This window comes from Enterococcus raffinosus (genome assembly GCF_019175485.1).
GTDB classification, from domain to species: domain Bacteria; phylum Bacillota; class Bacilli; order Lactobacillales; family Enterococcaceae; genus Enterococcus_A; species Enterococcus_A raffinosus.
In genome coordinates, this window is record NZ_CP072888.1 from 118,026 (window position 1) to 136,556 (window position 18,531).

General features: G+C 42.6%; 20 protein-coding genes. 15 read left to right on the forward strand and 5 right to left on the reverse strand.

What is annotated here, in order from left to right; all coding sequences use genetic code 11:
• The first annotated feature begins 3 nt into the window (after window positions 1-3).
• From J9537_RS00590 to J9537_RS00605, 4 genes are all read left to right on the forward strand, one after another.
• Window positions 4-909, forward strand: coding sequence for a sensor histidine kinase (locus J9537_RS00590; RefSeq protein ID WP_218256337.1), 906 nt, complete (start codon window positions 4-6; stop codon window positions 907-909).
• A gap of 78 nt (window positions 910-987) precedes the next feature.
• Window positions 988-1,908 carry an ABC transporter ATP-binding protein gene (locus J9537_RS00595; RefSeq protein WP_218256338.1) on the forward strand — a complete coding sequence of 307 codons (921 nt, stop codon included), beginning with the start codon at window positions 988-990 and terminating at the stop codon, window positions 1,906-1,908.
• Window positions 1,892-2,626, forward strand: coding sequence for an ABC transporter permease (locus J9537_RS00600; RefSeq protein WP_245001269.1), 735 nt, complete (start codon window positions 1,892-1,894; stop codon window positions 2,624-2,626). The genes J9537_RS00595 and J9537_RS00600 overlap by 17 nt, the downstream gene beginning before the upstream one ends.
• A gap of 198 nt (window positions 2,627-2,824) precedes the next feature.
• Window positions 2,825-3,208 (forward strand): MmcQ/YjbR family DNA-binding protein, encoded by a 384-nt coding sequence (locus J9537_RS00605; RefSeq protein WP_218256340.1) that lies wholly within the window; start codon window positions 2,825-2,827, stop codon window positions 3,206-3,208.
• An 18-nt stretch (window positions 3,209-3,226) separates the two neighbouring features.
• On the opposite strand, the gene J9537_RS00610 is transcribed toward J9537_RS00605, so the two are convergent.
• On the reverse strand, window positions 3,227-3,520 hold the full coding sequence (locus tag J9537_RS00610; RefSeq protein ID WP_218256341.1) for a hypothetical protein: 294 nt from the start codon (window positions 3,518-3,520) through the stop codon (window positions 3,227-3,229).
• Between the two features lie 191 nt (window positions 3,521-3,711).
• Here J9537_RS00610 and J9537_RS00615 point away from each other — a divergent pair, with 191 nt between their 5' ends.
• Together J9537_RS00615 and J9537_RS00620 are read left to right on the forward strand one after the other, a co-directional pair.
• The gene (locus J9537_RS00615; RefSeq protein ID WP_218257299.1) at window positions 3,712-4,551 is read left to right on the forward strand and encodes an aldo/keto reductase; all 840 of its coding nucleotides are present in this window, start codon (window positions 3,712-3,714) and stop codon (window positions 4,549-4,551) included.
• Window positions 4,552-4,711: 160 nt separating this feature from the next.
• Window positions 4,712-5,029 carry a hypothetical protein gene (locus J9537_RS00620; RefSeq protein WP_218256342.1) on the forward strand — a complete coding sequence of 106 codons (318 nt, stop codon included), beginning with the start codon at window positions 4,712-4,714 and terminating at the stop codon, window positions 5,027-5,029.
• Between the two features lie 46 nt (window positions 5,030-5,075).
• On the opposite strand, the gene J9537_RS00625 is transcribed toward J9537_RS00620, so the two are convergent.
• Genes J9537_RS00625 through J9537_RS00635 form a run of 3 tightly spaced genes read right to left on the reverse strand, consistent with a single transcriptional unit; the run spans window position 5,076 to window position 6,920 of the window.
• Complete coding sequence (locus tag J9537_RS00625; RefSeq protein ID WP_010747288.1) at window positions 5,076-5,720, reverse strand: ABC-2 transporter permease; 645 nt, start codon at window positions 5,718-5,720, stop codon at window positions 5,076-5,078.
• Entirely contained in the window at window positions 5,710-6,459 is a 750-nt protein-coding gene (locus tag J9537_RS00630) for an ABC transporter ATP-binding protein (protein WP_218257300.1), read from the reverse strand. The genes J9537_RS00625 and J9537_RS00630 overlap by 11 nt, the downstream gene beginning before the upstream one ends.
• Entirely contained in the window at window positions 6,456-6,920 is a 465-nt protein-coding gene (locus tag J9537_RS00635) for a helix-turn-helix domain-containing protein (RefSeq protein ID WP_218256343.1), read from the reverse strand. The genes J9537_RS00630 and J9537_RS00635 overlap by 4 nt, the downstream gene beginning before the upstream one ends.
• Window positions 6,921-7,103: 183 nt before the next feature.
• Here J9537_RS00635 and J9537_RS00640 point away from each other — a divergent pair, with 183 nt between their 5' ends.
• The 3 genes from J9537_RS00640 (at window position 7,104) to J9537_RS00650 (ending at window position 10,406) form a co-directional block, all read left to right on the forward strand.
• Complete coding sequence (locus tag J9537_RS00640; RefSeq protein ID WP_218256344.1) at window positions 7,104-7,616, forward strand: hypothetical protein; 513 nt, start codon at window positions 7,104-7,106, stop codon at window positions 7,614-7,616.
• A complete protein-coding gene (locus tag J9537_RS00645; protein WP_218256345.1) occupies window positions 7,606-8,910 on the forward strand; it encodes a glycosyltransferase family 2 protein in 1,305 nt (434 codons plus the stop codon). The genes J9537_RS00640 and J9537_RS00645 overlap by 11 nt, the downstream gene beginning before the upstream one ends.
• Window positions 8,911-9,083: 173 nt before the next feature.
• Entirely contained in the window at window positions 9,084-10,406 is a 1,323-nt protein-coding gene (locus J9537_RS00650; RefSeq protein ID WP_218256346.1) for a C39 family peptidase, read from the forward strand.
• 41 nt (window positions 10,407-10,447) lie between these two features.
• Here the strand turns inward: J9537_RS00650 and J9537_RS00655 are convergent, their stop codons facing one another.
• Window positions 10,448-10,663, reverse strand: coding sequence for a zinc ribbon domain-containing protein (locus tag J9537_RS00655; RefSeq protein ID WP_010747282.1), 216 nt, complete (start codon window positions 10,661-10,663; stop codon window positions 10,448-10,450).
• 201 nt (window positions 10,664-10,864) lie between these two features.
• On the opposite strand from J9537_RS00655, the gene J9537_RS00660 reads away from it, so the two are divergent.
• From J9537_RS00660 to radA, 6 genes are all read left to right on the forward strand, one after another.
• A complete protein-coding gene (locus tag J9537_RS00660) occupies window positions 10,865-12,160 on the forward strand; it encodes a putative DNA modification/repair radical SAM protein (protein ID WP_218256347.1) in 1,296 nt (431 codons plus the stop codon).
• Window positions 12,161-12,165: 5 nt separating this feature from the next.
• Entirely contained in the window at window positions 12,166-12,912 is a 747-nt protein-coding gene (locus tag J9537_RS00665; RefSeq protein WP_218256348.1) for a TIGR03915 family putative DNA repair protein, read from the forward strand.
• Window positions 12,913-13,035: 123 nt separating this feature from the next.
• On the forward strand, window positions 13,036-13,992 hold the full coding sequence (locus J9537_RS00670; protein ID WP_218256349.1) for a cation diffusion facilitator family transporter: 957 nt from the start codon (window positions 13,036-13,038) through the stop codon (window positions 13,990-13,992).
• 573 nt (window positions 13,993-14,565) lie between these two features.
• On the forward strand, window positions 14,566-16,365 hold the full coding sequence (locus tag J9537_RS00675) for a glycerophosphoryl diester phosphodiesterase membrane domain-containing protein (protein WP_218256350.1): 1,800 nt from the start codon (window positions 14,566-14,568) through the stop codon (window positions 16,363-16,365).
• A gap of 190 nt (window positions 16,366-16,555) precedes the next feature.
• Window positions 16,556-17,062, forward strand: a complete 507-nt coding sequence (locus J9537_RS00680; protein WP_218256351.1) for a dCTP deaminase/dUTPase family protein — start codon at window positions 16,556-16,558, stop codon at window positions 17,060-17,062.
• A 30-nt stretch (window positions 17,063-17,092) separates the two neighbouring features.
• Window positions 17,093-18,466: a DNA repair protein RadA gene (gene radA, locus J9537_RS00685; RefSeq protein WP_010747276.1), complete on the forward strand. Its 1,374-nt coding sequence runs from the start codon at window positions 17,093-17,095 to the stop codon at window positions 18,464-18,466.
• Window positions 18,467-18,531: the final 65 nt, after the last annotated feature.

Below are 18,531 nucleotides of genomic sequence, written 5' to 3' on the forward strand. Positions count from 1 at the left end.
GAAATGATGATTTTAAGCAGTCTTTGTCTCTTACTGGCCGCGGCTTGTTTGTATCTGGTGGCACGTCTTCGTACAAATAAGCAACAGATTGCTCAAGCAATGGAGGTTTTGGAGGATATCGGTGAAGGAAATCTTGATCGAAAAATAATTGCGGATGAAGGTTCAGACGTTGCAGCGCTTTGTTTTCGTTTGAATGAAATTGTCGTAGAAATCAAGCAGCAGCTGAGTCGTCTGCAGGTTTCGGAGAAGGAATACCGCCAGCTGATCACTAGCTTGTCTCATGACGTTCGGACCCCCTTGGCTTCCTTGATTGGTTATTTAGAGGCGATTAACGATGGTCTGGTCACGGAGGAAGAGCAGCGGGAGTATTTACAGGCTTCACAGGCAAAAGCGTTTGAATTGGAAAAATATATCGACACGCTGTTTGAATGGGTCAAGCTTGAATCAGGAGAACGCCGCTATCAGTTTGAAACCCACGATGTTGCGGAGCTGCTGCGGGAGCTTGTTAGTGAGTGGATTCCACGGATGGAGCCGCAATTTTCCTATGATATTCAAATCTCTGAAAAGGAACTGTATTACCAGGTGGATTTCGCGGCTTTTCGTCGGATTGTTGATAATTTATTGGAAAACAGCATGAAGCATAGCCAAGGAAATAAGCTGACGATCAAGTTAACCGAGCAAGGTCAGCTGCTGCAGCTTGAAATTGGCGACAACGGCAAAGGAATTTCTGAGAAAAATCTGCCGCGTATTTTTGATCGTCTGTATAAAGGGGATGAAGCTCGCGGGTCAAAGGGCAACGGCTTGGGATTGGCAATTGTTCAAGAGCTGGTCGCCGCTCATCATGGCACAATTACAGCCAGCAGCAAATTAGGTGAAGGAACCACCTTTCATGTCCGCTTACCAAAATAAACCAGCAAAAAACAAGACTTCGGCAAGGTTAGGACAAGGTAGCATTGCTAAGCTAAAGGTATAGAAAGGATGGTCGCTATGGAAAACTTTATTATTAAAACAACCGCTTTGTCAAAGCAATACAATGATCAGACTGTTGTCAAAGGCGTTTCGATGGCAATTCCTAAGGGGAAGATCTATGGGCTGCTAGGTCGTAACGGTGCGGGAAAAACGACGATCATGAAAATACTCTTAGGCTTAGCAAAGGCAAGCTCTGGGGAAGTCCGGTTATTCGGTCAAGCCCCCAGTAAACACCCGGAGGTTTATTCAAGAATTGGAAATATTATCGAGACACCAAGCTTTTATCCGTATTTATCTGGACCTGAGAATTTGCGCGTTTTTTCTAAATTGAAGGGACAGGTCCAAATAAATAGTGTGGAAAAGGCCTTAAAGCTGGTTGACCTGACCCAAGCGAAGCATAAACGTTTTGCGAACTATTCATTGGGAATGAAGCAGCGTTTAGGGATTGCCAATGCGCTTATGAATGATCCGGAATTATTGATCTTGGATGAGCCAACCAACGGACTAGATCCGATCGGGATCGCGGAGATTCGTCAATTATTAAAGGAGTTGGCAGAGGTTCATGGAAAAACCATTTTGATCTCCAGTCATCAGCTGTCAGAGATTGAACAAATCGCGGATATTATTGGTATTCTGCATGAAGGGGAGCTGATGGAGGAATGCGATATGAGTCAGATTGCCCAGCACAATCAACGCTACATTAGTATTACTGTATCCGATGTTCATCAGGCCGCGCGCTTATTGGAGGAAGCTTTGAATGTGACCAATTACTCAGTAGATGAAAGTGATACGATCAAAATTTTTGATTTTACTTATGAACCGCAAGAACTCAATCGATTGTTTGGGACAAATGGCATAGCGGTCTCGAGGTTGTTTATCGGTTCAGACAACTTAGAGGAACACTTTCGGACGATTACAGGGGGTGTTGGGATTGCTTAATATTATTTCTGCTGAATGGATGAAACTGAAGCGTAATCGGATTTTCGCTGTGTGCTCGTTGTTGACGTTGTTTGTCTCTGCTTATATGGTTTTCAAAGATTTGGTGATTGTGGAACATCCGCCAGAAAATTATCAAGCATGGATGATGAGTGTGTATATGGTGGTAGGAACCGTTTTGTCTCTCATGAGCGGCTTCATCATTACATTTTTAATGCAACGGGAGTATGAAGACCGAACGATTAACAATGTATTAACTGCTCCGACCTCTAGACTGCGGTTTCTTATGGGAAAGCTAGCAATCTGGCTGATCTGGTATGTAGGAACGTTGATCGGCGTTGTTCTCATTTATACGATTGGCGGTTGGCTGATTTTTCCGACTACTTTTGGTTTAGCGGGAACAAAAATTTTGACTACTACCTTGCTCAAGTATTGTCTCTTAGGTTTTGTAGCAGCCATCCCGTTGTTAACGGTAAGTGTATTGCAGCGAAAGCTGTTCTATCCAACGATTATGGTGGCCTTGGCATTTACTGGAATTGAAATGTTCGCCATGAATATGCCCTACAAAATGGCAAAATTCATTCCTTGGTCAGCAGTAGTTGTTCAAAGCTTGATGGAACTGCCCTTCAAGGATGATCTGATAACGTTGGGAAGTATCTTTTTGACAGGGATAGTGGGCTTTATTGCGGCATATTGGCTGTTTAAAGGACAAGATTTGTAGCGTAAAGAATGAAATAGTTATTCGCGAAATTTTATAGTAAAAAGAAAAAAATTATTAAAAAAACGTTTGTCGAAGTACGTCCTTCTATTTTTAAAAGAAGGGCTGCTTTTTTGTATTTGATTGTCCCTTCGTTGCATGATACCTTAATTAGTAAAGTGATCTGTTCCTGAGTTAGAGGGGCGTGACAGAGGAGGAGCTATGGAAAATTCAGTGATGCAGCAGCGTATCGACGGGTTTAAAACGTTTGGGGAAACGCTAAAGGGAGCGAAAGTTTATTTTCGCGAAGATTGGGAAGTGCTTTATTTTGATTTGCAGGGCAAGATGTTCGGGATGATGAGTGATCAGGCGAGCGAGGATGCGATTATTACCTTGAAAAACTTGCCGGAAAAAAATGAAGAGCTGCGGGAGATTTATTCCGGGACAGTGATTCCGGGATACTACACGAACAAAAATCATTGGAACTCTATCAAGCTGGCCAGCGACGAGTTGTCGGATGACGCGATTCAGCAACTGATAGAAACCTCGTATCAGCTAGTCTATCAGAAGCTGACGAAGAAACAAAAAGCGGAAATTGAAGCATAAAAAAATGGCGCTGCTGAATTAGGCAGCGTCATTTTCATTTTTATTTTCTGACCAATGCAGGGCAAGGTAATAGCCGGTAATGCCCATACCAATTAAAAAGCAGGCGGCATCAAAACTATTCACATCTGGTTTGAAAAGTGCGTAAAGGATGACGACGACCAGCCAATTTGCTATTCCCCATAGGACATTTGTGGAGGCAGAAGCTGATTTTTTCCAAGGAACATCCCATCTTTCAGCGGTGATCCCTTTGACAAAGTGGGGAACACCATTTGCAAACAGCATACCCAAAACGATACAAATAATTGAATCCATTGTGATCTTCTCCCTCTAAAGTGTTCAATCAGTAGTATACCTCTTTTCCGCATTTTTTTCTGCCTTATCTGGAAAGTATTTCTTTTAAAGTGAGCAGAGGATTTAACAGATAGAAGAAGTTGATGGTAAGGTAGAAATTGAAACGTGCTCCATGATTGATGGAGCGGTTAAATAAAAGGAGGATTTTGATGATGAAAGCACCATTAATTACGATGAATGACGGGCATCAGATACCAGCGATTGGTTTAGGCACCTACCAGATTCGTGGAGGCGCAGGGCTTGATCAAGTTTTAACGGCGATCCAGGATGGCTACCGTCTGTTAGACACCTCCACGAATTATGATAGTGAAGGAATTGTTGGAGAAGCGATTCGTCGTTCCGGCATTCCTCGTTCAGAATTTTTTGTAACAACAAAGCTGCCAGGAAAGTACCATCACTATGAAGACGCGTTGATGATGATCCAAGAGTCACTCTTTCGGATGGGACTGGACTATTTTGATTTGTATTTGATTCACTGGCCTTTACCAAAACGAGGACTTTACGTTGAAGCTTGGCAGGCGCTAGTGACTGCGCAAAAATTAGGACTGATCCGTTCGATCGGGGTTTCTAACTTTGAACCGGAGCATTTAGATAAGATCATTGAAGAAACCGGTGTGACACCGGCGGTTAATCAAATCGAGATTCATCCTTATTGGGTGCAAGAACGAATGGTCGCAGCAAATCAGGAACGCGGGATTATAACTGAAGCGTGGAGTCCTTTGGGTCGCGGCAGCGACGCCTTGAAGGAATCAGTGATTACTGAGCTAGCCGAAAAATACGAAAAAACACCGGCACAAATCATTTTACGCTGGCATACGCAACGGGGAATTCTTCCTATTCCTAAATCCCGGAATTTGGTACATCAGCGGGAAAATCTGGCTATTTACGATTTTGAATTGTCTCAAACAGAAATTGAGCGAATCAATCTTTTAGAAAAGGCGGATGGCCGCATTGAGGGTCAAGATCCGAATGAATACGAAGAGTTTGAGTAAAACAAGCTGATTTTCATTTTATTTTTTTCAGGAAAATAAGGCGTCTTCATATATTTCTTTCAAAAATAAAGGAATATTCGCTAAACAATTAATTTTTCATTCAAAAACGTTTTCAACTGTGGCATACTAAAAGTAAGAAGATGCTTCAGGGGAGGACGTAATGAAGAAAGTAGTGGCACTGGTTGGTGTACTGGGTGCAGCATTTTTATTCTTTTGGTTTACTCAAAGGAAGGATGTTGCTGTTGAGGAGCAGGAAACGCCTGATTTCTCGCAGACAGAACAGGTTGCGCCTAGTGAAGATTTTTTCACGAATCGCGACTTAAATGAGCTAGAAAAGGTGACATACTCGCGCCATAAAGAGCTGATGGAGGACCTGACCGGTGAGGGAAAATTGGTCAGAAAAGCCACTCAGAAAGAGTTTGTCGGAGCGAAAGTAAACGACGATGGACTCTCTTGGACGGGGTATTTCGAGAAGTAAAAAACGTTTTGATCGGCAAACGATCAAAACGTTTTTTTCGTAGAGCTTATAAATTCACTTGACTAAATCGACGAACAGAAACTTTATAGGTTCTCCACATGGCAACAAGATAAATCAGCAGGCCTGCAGCTAAAATAGGCAGCTGCTTGATTTGTCCGTCAAAAGCGACTGAATCCAACCAAGCCAGCTGTGGAAAATGGACAAGAACTTCGACGATGATCGCGATAAAAGTCGCTGGAGCTAACGCTTTTAAAAAGGAAGTCCCGACTTTGTAGCCTGTTTGAAAATAACTTGTTAGAAAGATGAAATTAAAGCAGCTGAAGATGATCAGACCAAAGCCATAAAGCGCCACATTCGCTTCGATTCCCACAGGGTTTGGCATGGATAGAAGCCTAAGTCGTAAAAAGGCAAAAGGAATAGAAATTACAATCGTTAATAGCTGAGAGATCAATAAAACCAGCCATTTTCCTAAAACAACCTCCGAACGCTTCAGTGGAAGCAACGCAGAATAATAGATATCGTTGTTTTCTCGCGTATACATCAAATTAATGAAATTCCCAATCAAACTGAAAAGAAAAACCATTGTATAAGGATATCCAGGTATTAAAATGAGTGGTCCCATCAGTGTAAAGACAATCAAGTTAGGATGAAGGGCCAGACGAAATTCCTTATAGAGTAAGTTAGAAATCATAGTGTTTTCTCTCCATTCGTACCATAATATCTTCTAAGCTCAGCGCCTCTGTTTCCTCAGGGCGTTTCAGCTTTTGGAAATAATCAATGAATTCTTGTTTCGGCGCTGCTTTAACCAGTTCCCCTGCCTGGATATAAACGATGCCATCCGCGCATTTTTCCAGATCGGAGGTAATATGCGTGGAGAAAAGAATACTTTTTTCACCATTTTTAACGATTTGAAGAAAGATCTCGATCAGCTCATCCCGTGAAACTGGATCAAGACCACTAGTAGGCTCATCAAAAATGAATAGTTTTGCTTTGTGAGACAGTGCCAGGGCGATCAAATATTTCACCCGCATCCCAGCAGATAGTTCTTTGACTTTTTTATTGGGGTCCAAGGAAAAAAGCGTTAAGAAGCTTTGATATGCTGCTTCATCCCAATCTTCGTAAAATCGTTTCGTCACTTTCGTAATGTCTTTGATCTTCTTCTCTTTATAAAAATCGATGCCGCCTAGAACAACCCCAGTCTGCTGCTTGCAGGCCAGTTCATTTTCCAAAAAGAGTTTTTCAAACATCGTAACCTTTCCATGATCAATAGGAATCAGGTTCAATAAAGCCTTCAGAATAGTAGTTTTACCGGCGCCATTGATACCGATCAATCCGATGATTTTGCCTTTGGGTACTTGAAAGCTGACATTTTTTAAGGAAAATGTCGGATAATTTTTAGTCAGTTCTGTGACTTCCATCAGGTTCATCAGGATTCCTCCTTTCGATTAAAAAGCGGTTCAAGACTATTTCCTGTTAGTTGTATGAAGCTTTGGCTGTCGATCAAAGCGATGCCGGGAAAAGTTGGGTTCGTGTCGCCAAGAACCACTAAGGTATCACCCGTTTCAATGTTGAAAAGATCACGAGCTTTCTTGGGTAAGACAATCTGACCCCGTGCCCCCACAGGAACGATTCCAAAAATGTGTTTGCCGGCTGGTCCAATCGGCACCCCTTCTTCTTCTTGATTGTGTCTGATGAGATCCGTTAATGTAACCTCGTATAAATTCGCTAGTGCGTCACATTTCAATACGTCTGGCAAAGACTCGCCGCTTTCCCATTTAGCAACGGCTTGACGTGATACCTCTAACTTTTCTGCGACATATTCTAATGACCAATTGTTTCGATTTCTTAATGATCGCAGGTTGTTCGCGATCGGATTTTTCTGATTATTCATATTTTTCATCTCCCTTGATTACACTTTAACTTATTTGTCTATAAAAGAGTATCAACCTCAGATAACAAAATTGGTAAGCTTTGGTTGCATAACAGAAAAAATTAAAAACTGCTAATGAATGAGAACGAATAATTTGTATTTTTGGAAACCGAAGCCATAATGATGAAAGAAGAAGGGATAGATATGAAAAACCAAAGAAAAGATCATAATGCGGAAAAGCGTTTTGTAAAGGATCACTTTTTTGAGAAGGGACATTGGGGGAATAAATTCTATATTGGTATACTAACGATTATCGGCTGGATTGCTGTAGGTATTCCAGTTTATTGGACACTTTCATCGACACTTTTGAAGAATAATTCACAAGTCTATCATGTGTGGAAGGATCGTACAGGAGAGGCGGTTTATTATCACACTGGCTTTCAGTTTTTAGTTTCTCTTGGGATTCTCTCAATCGGTCTCTTTTTTTTGGTGCTGCGAAATAATCATCGAATCAAATACCACGAGCGGGTAGAAAAGCTTTACGATGACGAAGGTCTGCGCATCAGAAAAATGGCGTTGAATACTTTCTATTCGGAACGCTTTGGCTCAGAAGAGACCCGTCATGAGAGCCGTTACTATTCTGTGCCGGAGGAGAAGAATCTAGCGGATGCAACGATTCGCGAGCTTTATAAGGAGGCAGAGCGGCATGGCAGTTGAATTGAGTTATTCGATTTTGAATGGGATAGTGAAAACTTTACTGTTTGTCTTGGTTAGTTATCCAGTGCTTGGTGCGTTTATTTGGTTAATTGAGGTTGTTTTTTATCGTTTCTTTTATCGCTATAAACGAACGACCTTTAGAAAGATTCCTATTTCAGATGAGCCTTTCGTGACGATCATGGTGCCGGCACATAATGAAGAAATCGTGCTCGAAGATACACTGACCTATTTGTTAAATGAACTGAATTACCACAATTATGAGGTGCTTGTTACCGACGATGGCTCAACCGATCAAACCCCTGAAATTTTAGCTCGTTTACAGAGCCGCTATCCCCGATTACGCGTGCTGCGGATTGAAAAGAATAAAGGGAAAGCCCATGCCTTTAATATTGGCGTGGGTTTTGCCAAGGGTGAGTACATATTAAGTAATGATGCAGATACTATTCCTGAAGCTGACGCGCTTTGGAAATATATGAATTACTTCATGACGGATGCCGATCAAAATGTGGCGGCAGTGACAGGGAATATGGATGTTCAAAATCGGTCGAAGATCATTGAAAAGGCGCAAACCGTCGAATTTTCAAGTATTGTCGGAGTGATCAAACGGGGACAGGTAGGGACTCTTGGGACGATGTATGCTTACAGTGGTGCCAATACAATGTATCGCAAGGATGCCCTGATTGATGTCGGCTTGTTCCGCCAAGATCGGGCAACTGAGGACATCAGTATCGCGTGGGACCAACAACTGCAGGGATGGATTCCGACCTTTGCGCCGGATATTATGTTTTTCATGGGTGTTCCCAACACGTTAAAGATGCTGTATCGTCAGCGAAAACGTTGGTCAAAAGGCGGAACGGAAGTGTGGCTGACCAATATGGAGAGGGTTCCGCTACACCCGATTAAGTATTTTGAACAGTTTTTGTTGTTTTTAGATCAAAGCTTCAGTATTTTGTGGAGCCTTTATTATTGGCTGTTTTCAGTGCCGTTTGTTGGAATGATGATCTATTCACTAATTTTGGGCGAATACCATCGAGTCTTCCATATGCTGACCTTGTCCTTCATCTTCATAAATTTTGAAATGTTAGCTGGTTTTCTGCAGGTTGCGGCCGCACTCATTATTGATGATGGCGGTCGGAAGCTCAAATATCTGATTTTTGCACCTTTTTACATGTTGATCTATTGGATGATGAATACATTGACAGTAGCAACAACCTTTATTCCGGCAATCAAAACAATTTTAGGCTTCGGGACAGGCACCTGGGTGAGTCCGACGCGTGTATCCATCAGTAAATAAAATAATTATCCGCTGAGAATATTCTTAGCGGATTTTTTATTGTTAAAGCAAGCGGAAAGAAAGACTAAATCAAATGAAAAAAGTATAATATAGTAATTAATGCAAGTTAAGTATGTGATTTCGCTGTATAAATGCTTGTTTTATTATTTATAATTTTAGAAAGGAATGTTTAAATGAAAAAAAGTGTACTGTTTGTTTGTGTGGTAACTCTTGCAGCGTTTGCAGCGCCCGCAGTCACTCAAGCAGAGGATGTTGGTCAAAGTTCTACGGAAACAGCAAGTAGTTCAGTAATAGAAAGTCAAAGTTCTGAAAGCGTTCTTTCGTCGGAGACGTCTAGCTCAGAACCACCACAGGATGCTGCTCAAGCTTCGGCCCCTGCTGAAGAACCGCAAACAGCGGTCGTAAATGGCGAGGTTGTCCAGCTGGAGCCGCCTCACAAAGAAGGGCAAACCGAAGCCAATGAAACACAAGCACCAAAAGAAGAATTGATCCAAGGCAATGCTCGCTCCTTTAGAGCTGCTGCGGCATCGGTTCCGATGTACCGCTTATACAATCCCAACAGCGGAGAGCATTTCTATACAAAAACGACCAGTGAGCGGGATCATCTGCGTTCAGTCGGCTGGCGTTATGAGGGGATCGGCTGGCAAGCCCCAGCCAGTGGAAATCCTGTTTATCGTCTATATAATCCAAACGCTGGGGACCATCACTACACGTTAAATGCGGGTGAACGGGATCATTTGAAAAAAGTTGGCTGGCGTTACGAAGGAATCTCTTGGTATTCACCAAGCTCAGGTACGCCGCTTTATCGTCTATACAATCCGAATGCGAAGGCGGGAGCCCATCACTACACCCCGATTACTTCTGAGCGCGATCAGCTGAAAAAGCTTGGCTGGCGTTATGAAGGGATCGCTTGGTATGCGGTTGGCGGTGGTGAGCAGAGTCACGAAGATTATCGCCTGCTCGGAGTGAAGAATTACAACCAATATGCATTAGGCGCACCAAGCGGCTGCGAAGGCGCTTCTTTACTTCAAGCCTTGCAGTATAAAGGCAAGCTGACAAATTGGAGTCTGCGTTCGTTCTTAAATACAATTCCGAAATCCTCAAATGGTAATCCTAACAGCGGCTTTGTTGGTTCGCCATTTGTTGAAAATTCCTATACCTATTCCGCGATTTATCCAGCACCATTGACCAGCTGGGGGCAAAAATACGGGAATGTTCAAAATATTTCCGGCAGCTCGATGAACACCTTGATCAACGAAGTGAAAAACGGCAATCCAGTCGTGGCGTGGGTAACCATCAACTTCCAACCGATTCGCTGGGGGAATTGGAGCTTTGGGGTTGCCGCCAACAACAATCATGCGGTCACTTTGGATGGCTTCAATAAAGCCGGCAATCAAGTCCATGTCTCTGATCCGATCAGCGGTTCTTATTGGTTGAGTCGTACGACTTTTGAAAACATCTACAATGCAAGAAAATATGCGGTAGTCGTTCGATAATCGAAGGCAAAATAAAAAAGCGGCGATCGCCGCTTTTTTATTTACCCGCCGCCCATTAGGAAGTCGAGGATATTCCAGCCGTCAGAGGTTTCTCCGCGGTAAAGCTCCGTATACCCACAGCGCTTACAACTGATGGTCGTAAATTTTTTGTTTTGAACATCAAAAATCTTCGCAAAGTTTCCGCCAGTTGCTTGAAACTGGTCAGACGTATAGTGCTGCGACCCGCACTTATCACAAACATATTGTTTCCTTTCCATTATTCCCACTCCTTTTATTATGTCCTACTGGATGCTTTAAATTATAGCAAATTCTGCGCCTTCTTCATCCGTCTTTAGGAGTATCTCTCAAATTCTTTTTTGACAATTCGTCCTTTTTTTGGTTAAATAAGAACATATGTTCGTATAAAATGCTTTTTTTTTGATAATGATGGCATCCGTATGTATAAGGAGTGATTTTCGATGGAACTGGAAAGAAAAATAGAAATTTTAGCGGAATCAGCGAAATACGATGTTTCCTGTTCCAGCAGCGGTGTCGAAAATAATACACGGACAGGAACGGTAGGCAGCACACAGGTTTCGGGAATTTGTCATTCCTTCACCCCAGATGGCAGATGTGTCTCGTTATTGAAGCTGCTGTTTACCAATGCGTGTATTTTTGATTGCCACTATTGTATTAACCGTAAATCTAACGGGATTCCACGAGCAACCTTCACGCCGCAAGAAGTGGCGGATTTAACCATGGATTTTTACATGCGCAATTACATTGAAGGCTTATTTCTGAGTTCGGCGATTATTAAAAATCCGGACTACACTTGCGAGCTCTTGATTAAGACCTTGAAAATTTTGCGTGAAGAAAAGGGCTTTCGCGGGTATATCCACGTCAAGGCGATTCCCGGCGCGGATGAAAAATTGATTGAGGAGTTAGGCTTTCTGGCGGATCGAATGAGCGTCAATGTCGAACTTCCTTCCCGCGAAAGTCTGAAATTACTGGCTCCGGACAAAGATCCGTTTGACTTATATAAGCCAATGAAGCAAATTACGACGGTAAAGAAAGAACAGGAATTTTTACCAGCGGTCCGCCGTGGTCCGAGCTTCGTGCCTGCCGGACAGTCAACACAGATGATTATCGGAGCCAGTCCTGAGAGTGATCGGTCGATCGTGAAGATTTCCGAGAATTTGTATCAAAAATATCAGTTGAAGCGGGTGTATTATTCGGCCTATATCCCAGTCAATCAGGACAATTTATTGCCAGCGGTAACGACAGAACCGCCACTCCTGCGGGAACATCGCCTGTATCAAGCGGATTGGCTGCTGCGGTTTTACAAGTTTACAGCGGATGAGATTTTATCTGAGGACAAGCCAAATTTCAACCTTTATCTTGATCCTAAAGCGAATTGGGCAGTCCAAAACTATCAACGCTTCCCCGTAGATGTCCAGACTGCGACGTATGATCAGCTGCTGCGCGTTCCGGGAATCGGTCCAAAAAGTGCGCAAAATATTGTCAAGGCGCGTAAATATTATCGGCTCCATTTGACCGACTTAAAGAAATTAGGCATCGTGATCAAACGGGCACAATATTTTATTGCCTGCAATCATGAAACACCTGCCGGCTTAATCAAAGACCCTGAGTGGATCATTACTTCTTTGATTTCCTCAAAGCAATATGAAGTATTGAAAAAGCACAATACACAATCAGTCAGTGAACAGTTATCATTATTTGATGTCGAACGATTTGAACATGCGAAGAGTAGGTGATTAGGATGCAAGAATCTGCGGAACATTGGGAATATGACGGCAGTTTTCTTGGCTTTATGACGGTGGTGGATCGCAGCTTTCGTGAGAAAAAGTTTCCAACCCTGATTTTGTCGCCGGAAACCGCGGTTGAAAGCTTGTTTTTGGCAGAATGGGTCGCAACCGATCCAGTACGAGGCGAGAAAATCTATCGCCGATTGCGGCAACGTCTGCGCCCAGAAAATTTTTTGTTTATTCAAAATGGTTTTTACGCCACGCTTGAAGGCAAAGAGCGCTATTTGCTAGATGCCATCGAGATCGCGCTGCAGACAAAAGATTTGCTGGAAAATCATTTAGGACACCCTTCGATTTTAGCCCTGAGAAAAAGTATCCGCACGCTGTTGGGAGAAAATCATTTGTTGACAGGCTTTGTTCGTTTTGAGTATGTCGGCGATGTGCTCTTTAGTAAGATTAATCCCAAACATTATGTGATGCCTTATCTTTGTCCCCATTTTGCGGAAAGATATCCTCAGGAAAAAATCATGATCTATGATGAGACCCACGAGCTATTGGGGATCATCGATCATGGAAATATCCATTTAATGGAAAACACCAGCTGCCCAGAATTTGCCGAAGCGAGTAATGAACAGGATATTCGTCAACAATGGAAAACCTTCTTGCGGGCAGTTACAATCGATGAACGCGCCAATTATGTGGCGCAGCGCAATCATTTACCGTTGCGTTTTCGCGGGAATATGACGGAGTTCAAGACGTAAACTAAAGGATGTCTACTTGCTTATTAAAAGAATCATGAAAACAATAGCGGACTTGAAGGGCTTTGCTTTCATGATTTTTCGCTTCTGCTTTATAATAGAGGCATTAGGAAGCGAGTGAATCAAATGGAAGAGAAAAAGACGCAGGGATCGATGGCGGTACTGGCGGCCTTATTGGCCAATGTGTTAGTGGCTGTTAGTAAATTTGTCGGTTACATGCTTAGCGGCAGTGCCGCGATGATGAATGAAAGTATCCACAGTGTAGTGGATTGCAGCAATCAAATTTTACTATTATTTGGTGATCGTCGTGCTGCTCGCGGTCAAAGTGAGCTGCATCAGTTTGGTGAAGGTCGCGCCAAATATTTTTTCAGCACGATTGTTGCCACCATGTTGTTCTTTGGTGGTGGGGCGTTAGGGATATGGGAAGCAGTGGAAAAATTATTCCATCCCAGCCATGAGGTTGCCAATCCTCTAATCGTATTAGCGATTTTAGTCTTTGGTATCTTAGTAGAAGGAAGCTCGTTGCGAATAGCGATCAAGGAGATCCATGAACTGAACACAGAGAAGCTGTCATTATTCAAGTTTCTGCACGAAAGCCGTCACAGCGAAATTCTGATTATTTTCACAGAGGATTTTTGTGCGGTGATTGGTTTAGTGTTGGCGATTATCGGAACCGTATTGACGATGGTTACTGGAAACCCGATGTTCGATGCCTTGAGCGGATTGTTGATCGGGATGATGCTGATGTTTGCTTCAATCTTTTTAGCACGAGAATTTTACAGTCTAATCATTGGCGAGAGCGTCTCAAAGAACGATCTGATAAAAATTCAAGATGCGTTTAAACGAGATGAAGTCAAAAAAGTCATCGATATCAAAACCGTTCATTTAGGTCCAACGGAAGTCATGATCGCTGCGAAAATTGACATTGCGGATTCCTATGAAGGCGTCAGCTACGATGTGGTTAACCAAATCGAACGCGTCATTCGCAGGGCATTACCGGATAAAAAGGCCTATATTTATATCGAAACCGACGAGTTTGATCCAGAATACGATCAAAAACGCCAACAACAATCGGACACATAAACCCGTGTGCCCGATTTTTTGCCAGTTCCACTTTTCGCAGTTTATTTAGAGAGAAAACAAACTATTAAGTTAGAACAAATTGTTGCTCATGGAACTTAGTGGAATGGTATGCGTACGAAAATAAACCATTTTTCTGATTTGTAGAAAAATGAGACCTCAACACCGAGCTAGCTGCCAGTTCCACTTTTCGCAGTTTATTTAGAGAGAAAACAAACTATTAAGTTAGAACAAATTGTTGCTCATAGAACCTAGTGGAATGGTATGCGTGCGAAAATAGAACATTTTTCTGTTTGTAGAAAAATGATTTCCTCAAACCGAGCTAGCTGCCAGTGCCACTTTTCGCAGTTATTTAAAAGTTGATAACAGAAACAATTGTTAGAGTGAGCTATAGTGGCAAGCTTTTTAGTGGAATGGTATGCGTACGAAAATAAAACCATTTTTCTAATTTGTAGAAAAATGATTTCCTCAAACCGAGTTAGCTGCCAATTCGTTTTTCGCCTTTGCATCATTTTTGGCAATTCACCGTCCTATAGAAATTTACCTGCATTATTTATTTGAAAGAAGGGGTATCAAATGTCATCGCTGCGTTTTTTCTTTACCTACTCAAGAGAATTTTTGCGTCATTGGGGCAGTTACATTCTTTTGATTGTTGGCACCAATATCGTATTAGAAATGTTGGTGATTCCGTGTGTTCAATTTTCAATTGCCTTCATTTTAAAACAAGGAAATATACCTTATGTATCTAGCACTAATATTTTAACGATTTTAACGAAACATCCGGGAGTTTTAGCCGGTTTACTAGTTTTGCTAGCCATCGTGCTAACCTTGGTTTTTCTACAATTTACGTTTCAGCTATTCAGTATCAAAAGTATTCAAACAAAGGAAGACCGTTCTCTGTGGGCGCTTTTTAAGCAATCGGTGTATCATATGCGTCATTTACGGCCGGCCACTTTCTTTTTCTTTCTCTTTTATTTTGTACTGATCCTGCCTTTTGCTAACGCCATTTTCCGAACTCCTCTATTAAGCAAAGTGACGATACCAGTATTTATTTTAGATTATTTAAGTGAGAACCTATTATTTCTTCTATTATTGATTCTTGCCTCCATTGTTGTATCGTATATCGGAATCCGCTTGCTGTTTGTCCTGCCCTTAATGATTTTTTCTGATGAGCCGCCAAAACAAGCGGTTGAAAAGAGTCTAGCGTTGACCCATCACCGATACTGGCATTATGCTTGGCGTATATTTATTTTGACCGTATTTTTAACCATTGTTTCGTACCTCGGCTACGGTCTGAGCTATGGTCTACAGGTCGTTTTGGACTTGTTGCCTAAACCATTTCCTGCAATCGGTGCGATGATCACACTCACAAGTATCCAGCTTTTCAGTCAATTGATGCTAGCCTGGGCGACGGTGCTTTATTTTAGTGTCTTGGTTCAAAAGTTTTATCCACTGGTGATTAGCGGCGAGCGTCCGTTACGTTTGATCCGTCCAAGCTTGTGGACACGTATCGCAGCCGCCATTTTGTTTGTCTTTTTAGGTGGGACAACGTTGCTTAGCAATGTGTTGTATCTGACAGGGTTGGCAGATTCTATTCCTTTAACTATCTCTCATCGGGGAGTAGACAACGGCAACGGAGTACAGAATACCATTCCGGCAATGGCCGCAACCATTAAAGAAAAACCCGATTATATCGAGATGGACGTTCAAGAAACCAAAGATCATCAATTTGTCGTCTTTCATGATAAAAACTTCCGGAAGTTGACTGGGCGTGACAAAACCACCCATGACTTGACACTGAGTGAGGCTCAAGACCTGCAAGCTGTGGAAAATGGTCATGTTGCTTCTATTGCCAGCTTTGATGAGTACTTATCCTTTGCCAATGAACATCAGCAAAAACTATTGATTGAGATCAAAACCAATTCGTCAGATTCTAAAGAGATGGTGGAGAACTTTATTGAAAAGTATCAACAGAATATTTTAACCCATCATCACCGGATTCATTCGTTGGATTATGACGTGGTGACTGAATTGAAGGAAAAGGCACCAAAGTTGTATGTCAGTTATGTCTTGCCTTATAATTTAGTATTCCCCCAGACACCAGCAAATGCTTATACAATGGAAGAAACAACCTTGACAGGGGATTTTGTTCAACGGGCGCATCAAGAAGATAAGGATGTTTATGCTTGGACAGTCAATGATGCCGATTCGATGGATCGAATGATCTCACTAAATGTGAATGGCATTGTGACAGATGATCTTAAAACGCTGCAGAAACAGATTAAAACGTATGAGGAGAGCCCTTCTTATGCAAAACGAATTGAGATGTATATCAACCGTTTGCCAGCTTTGGATGAACGAATCAGCGAGAATTAAAATAAAGCGAAAAAAATTCATTAAATTTCCATAGAGTTTTCGTAAAAGATTTTCGAACAGAAGCGTGCTCTATGGTAGAATAGCTATATATTTCACAAAGGATGTCCGCTTCTTTTTCCGTACGTTTCTTGCGAAATAAGCAACTGGACAGACGAGCCAAATAAGGCACAAAGAACTAAAGGAGATTACAATGAAAAAACGTGGTTTTGAAGTAACAGCAGCTTACCAGGATAAACAAATCAACTTGCCAAAACGGGCGACAAAAAATGCGGCAGGCTATGATTTTGAGGCTGCAGAGGATATCGTGATTCCAGCGATTTGGAAACAAGTCATTCAGCATTTTACAAAAGGATCTGAGGTATCTGAAAAAATTGTTAAACCCGTATTGGTTCCTACAGGGATCAAAGCCTATATGGGACAAGATGAATACTTACAGCTGGCAAACCGTTCCAGCAATCCATTGAAGCGTTTCTTGACGCTAAGCAATGGGGTTGGAGTGATTGACAGCGATTATTATAATAACCCGGACAACGAAGGGCATATTATGTTCCAGTTTTCAAATTTTGGTTTGACAGACGTACAAATCAAAAAAGGCGAACGGATCGGTCAAGGGATCTTCCTGCCGTTTCTAAAAGCCGATAATGATGTGGCCGAAGCGGAGCGAACAGGCGGCTTTGGTTCATCCGATCAGAAATAACGAATCAATTAAATGAGTGAGGCGAAGGGTTTGGCAAAAAAATCCAAGACACAATTTATCTGCCAAGAATGTGGTTATGTTTCGCCTAAGTATTTAGGGCGTTGTCCTAACTGCGGAAATTGGAACACGATGGTAGAGGAGATTGAGCAAAATCATCCCGAAGATCGACGCAACCGTGTCAGTTTAACCGGAGAGCGTGCGACACCTACCAAATTAAAGGATGTCGTCTTCAAAAAGGAAACGCGCGTTCAGACAGAATTAGCTGAATTGAATCGCGTTCTTGGCGGCGGAGTGGTTCCAGGTTCATTGGTATTAATCGGTGGGGACCCCGGTATTGGGAAATCCACCTTACTATTGCAAGTATCCCATCAATTAGCGGCAACCGGCGGTACAGTTTTGTATGTTTCTGGAGAAGAAAGTGCGCAGCAGATAAAATTGCGGGCGGAGCGCCTAGGATCAAGTGAGACAGATTTTTATTTATATGCGGAAACAGACATGGGAGAAATCAGCCGAACGATTGAAAATCTGAAGCCGGATTATGTGATCATCGACTCGATCCAAACCATGACACAACCAGATATCACTAGTGTGGCGGGCTCGGTCAGCCAGGTTCGGGAGACCACCGCAGAGCTGTTGAAGCTAGCGAAGACGAACGGTATTGCGATTTTTATCGTAGGTCATGTGACCAAAGAGGGAAATATCGCAGGTCCGCGAATGCTGGAGCATATGGTGGATACTGTTTTATACTTTGAGGGCGAGAAGCATCACAGCTTTCGAATCTTACGCGCGGTAAAAAATCGTTTCGGTTCCACTAATGAAATCGGAATTTTCGAGATGAGAGAACGAGGGCTGGTCGAAGTGGCCAATCCTTCACAGGTTTTCCTAGAGGAACGCCTAGAAGGTGCAACCGGTTCAGCAATCGTGGTTGCCATGGAAGGCAGCCGACCAATTTTGGTTGAGGTGCAGGCATTGGTAACCCCCACTGTTTTCGGCAACGCGAAGCGCACAACGACCGGCTTAGATTTCAACCGTGTTTCTTTGATCATGGCTGTTTTGGAAAAACGCGCCGGGTTGCTGCTGCAAAATCAAGATGCCTACTTAAAAGCGGCAGGCGGGGTAAAATTAAATGAACCGGCCATTGATTTAGCGGTGGCTGTGGCGATTGCCTCCAGCTACAAAGAAAACGGCACGGAAGCCACCGAATGCTTTATCGGTGAAATTGGTTTGACGGGTGAAATTCGTCGGGTCAACAGCATTGAACAGCGGGTGAAAGAAGCCAGCAAATTGGGCTTCAAAAAAATCTATCTGCCTAAGAACAATATGGGCGATTGGAAACCGCCAAAAGGAATCGAATTGGTTCCTGTGGCAACCTTAGGGGAAACCTTAAGAAAAGTATTTCGTTAATAAGCGGCAGTGCCGGAGAGATTTTCCGGCACGCCCTTTATTCAAAAAAATAACTATTAGAATTT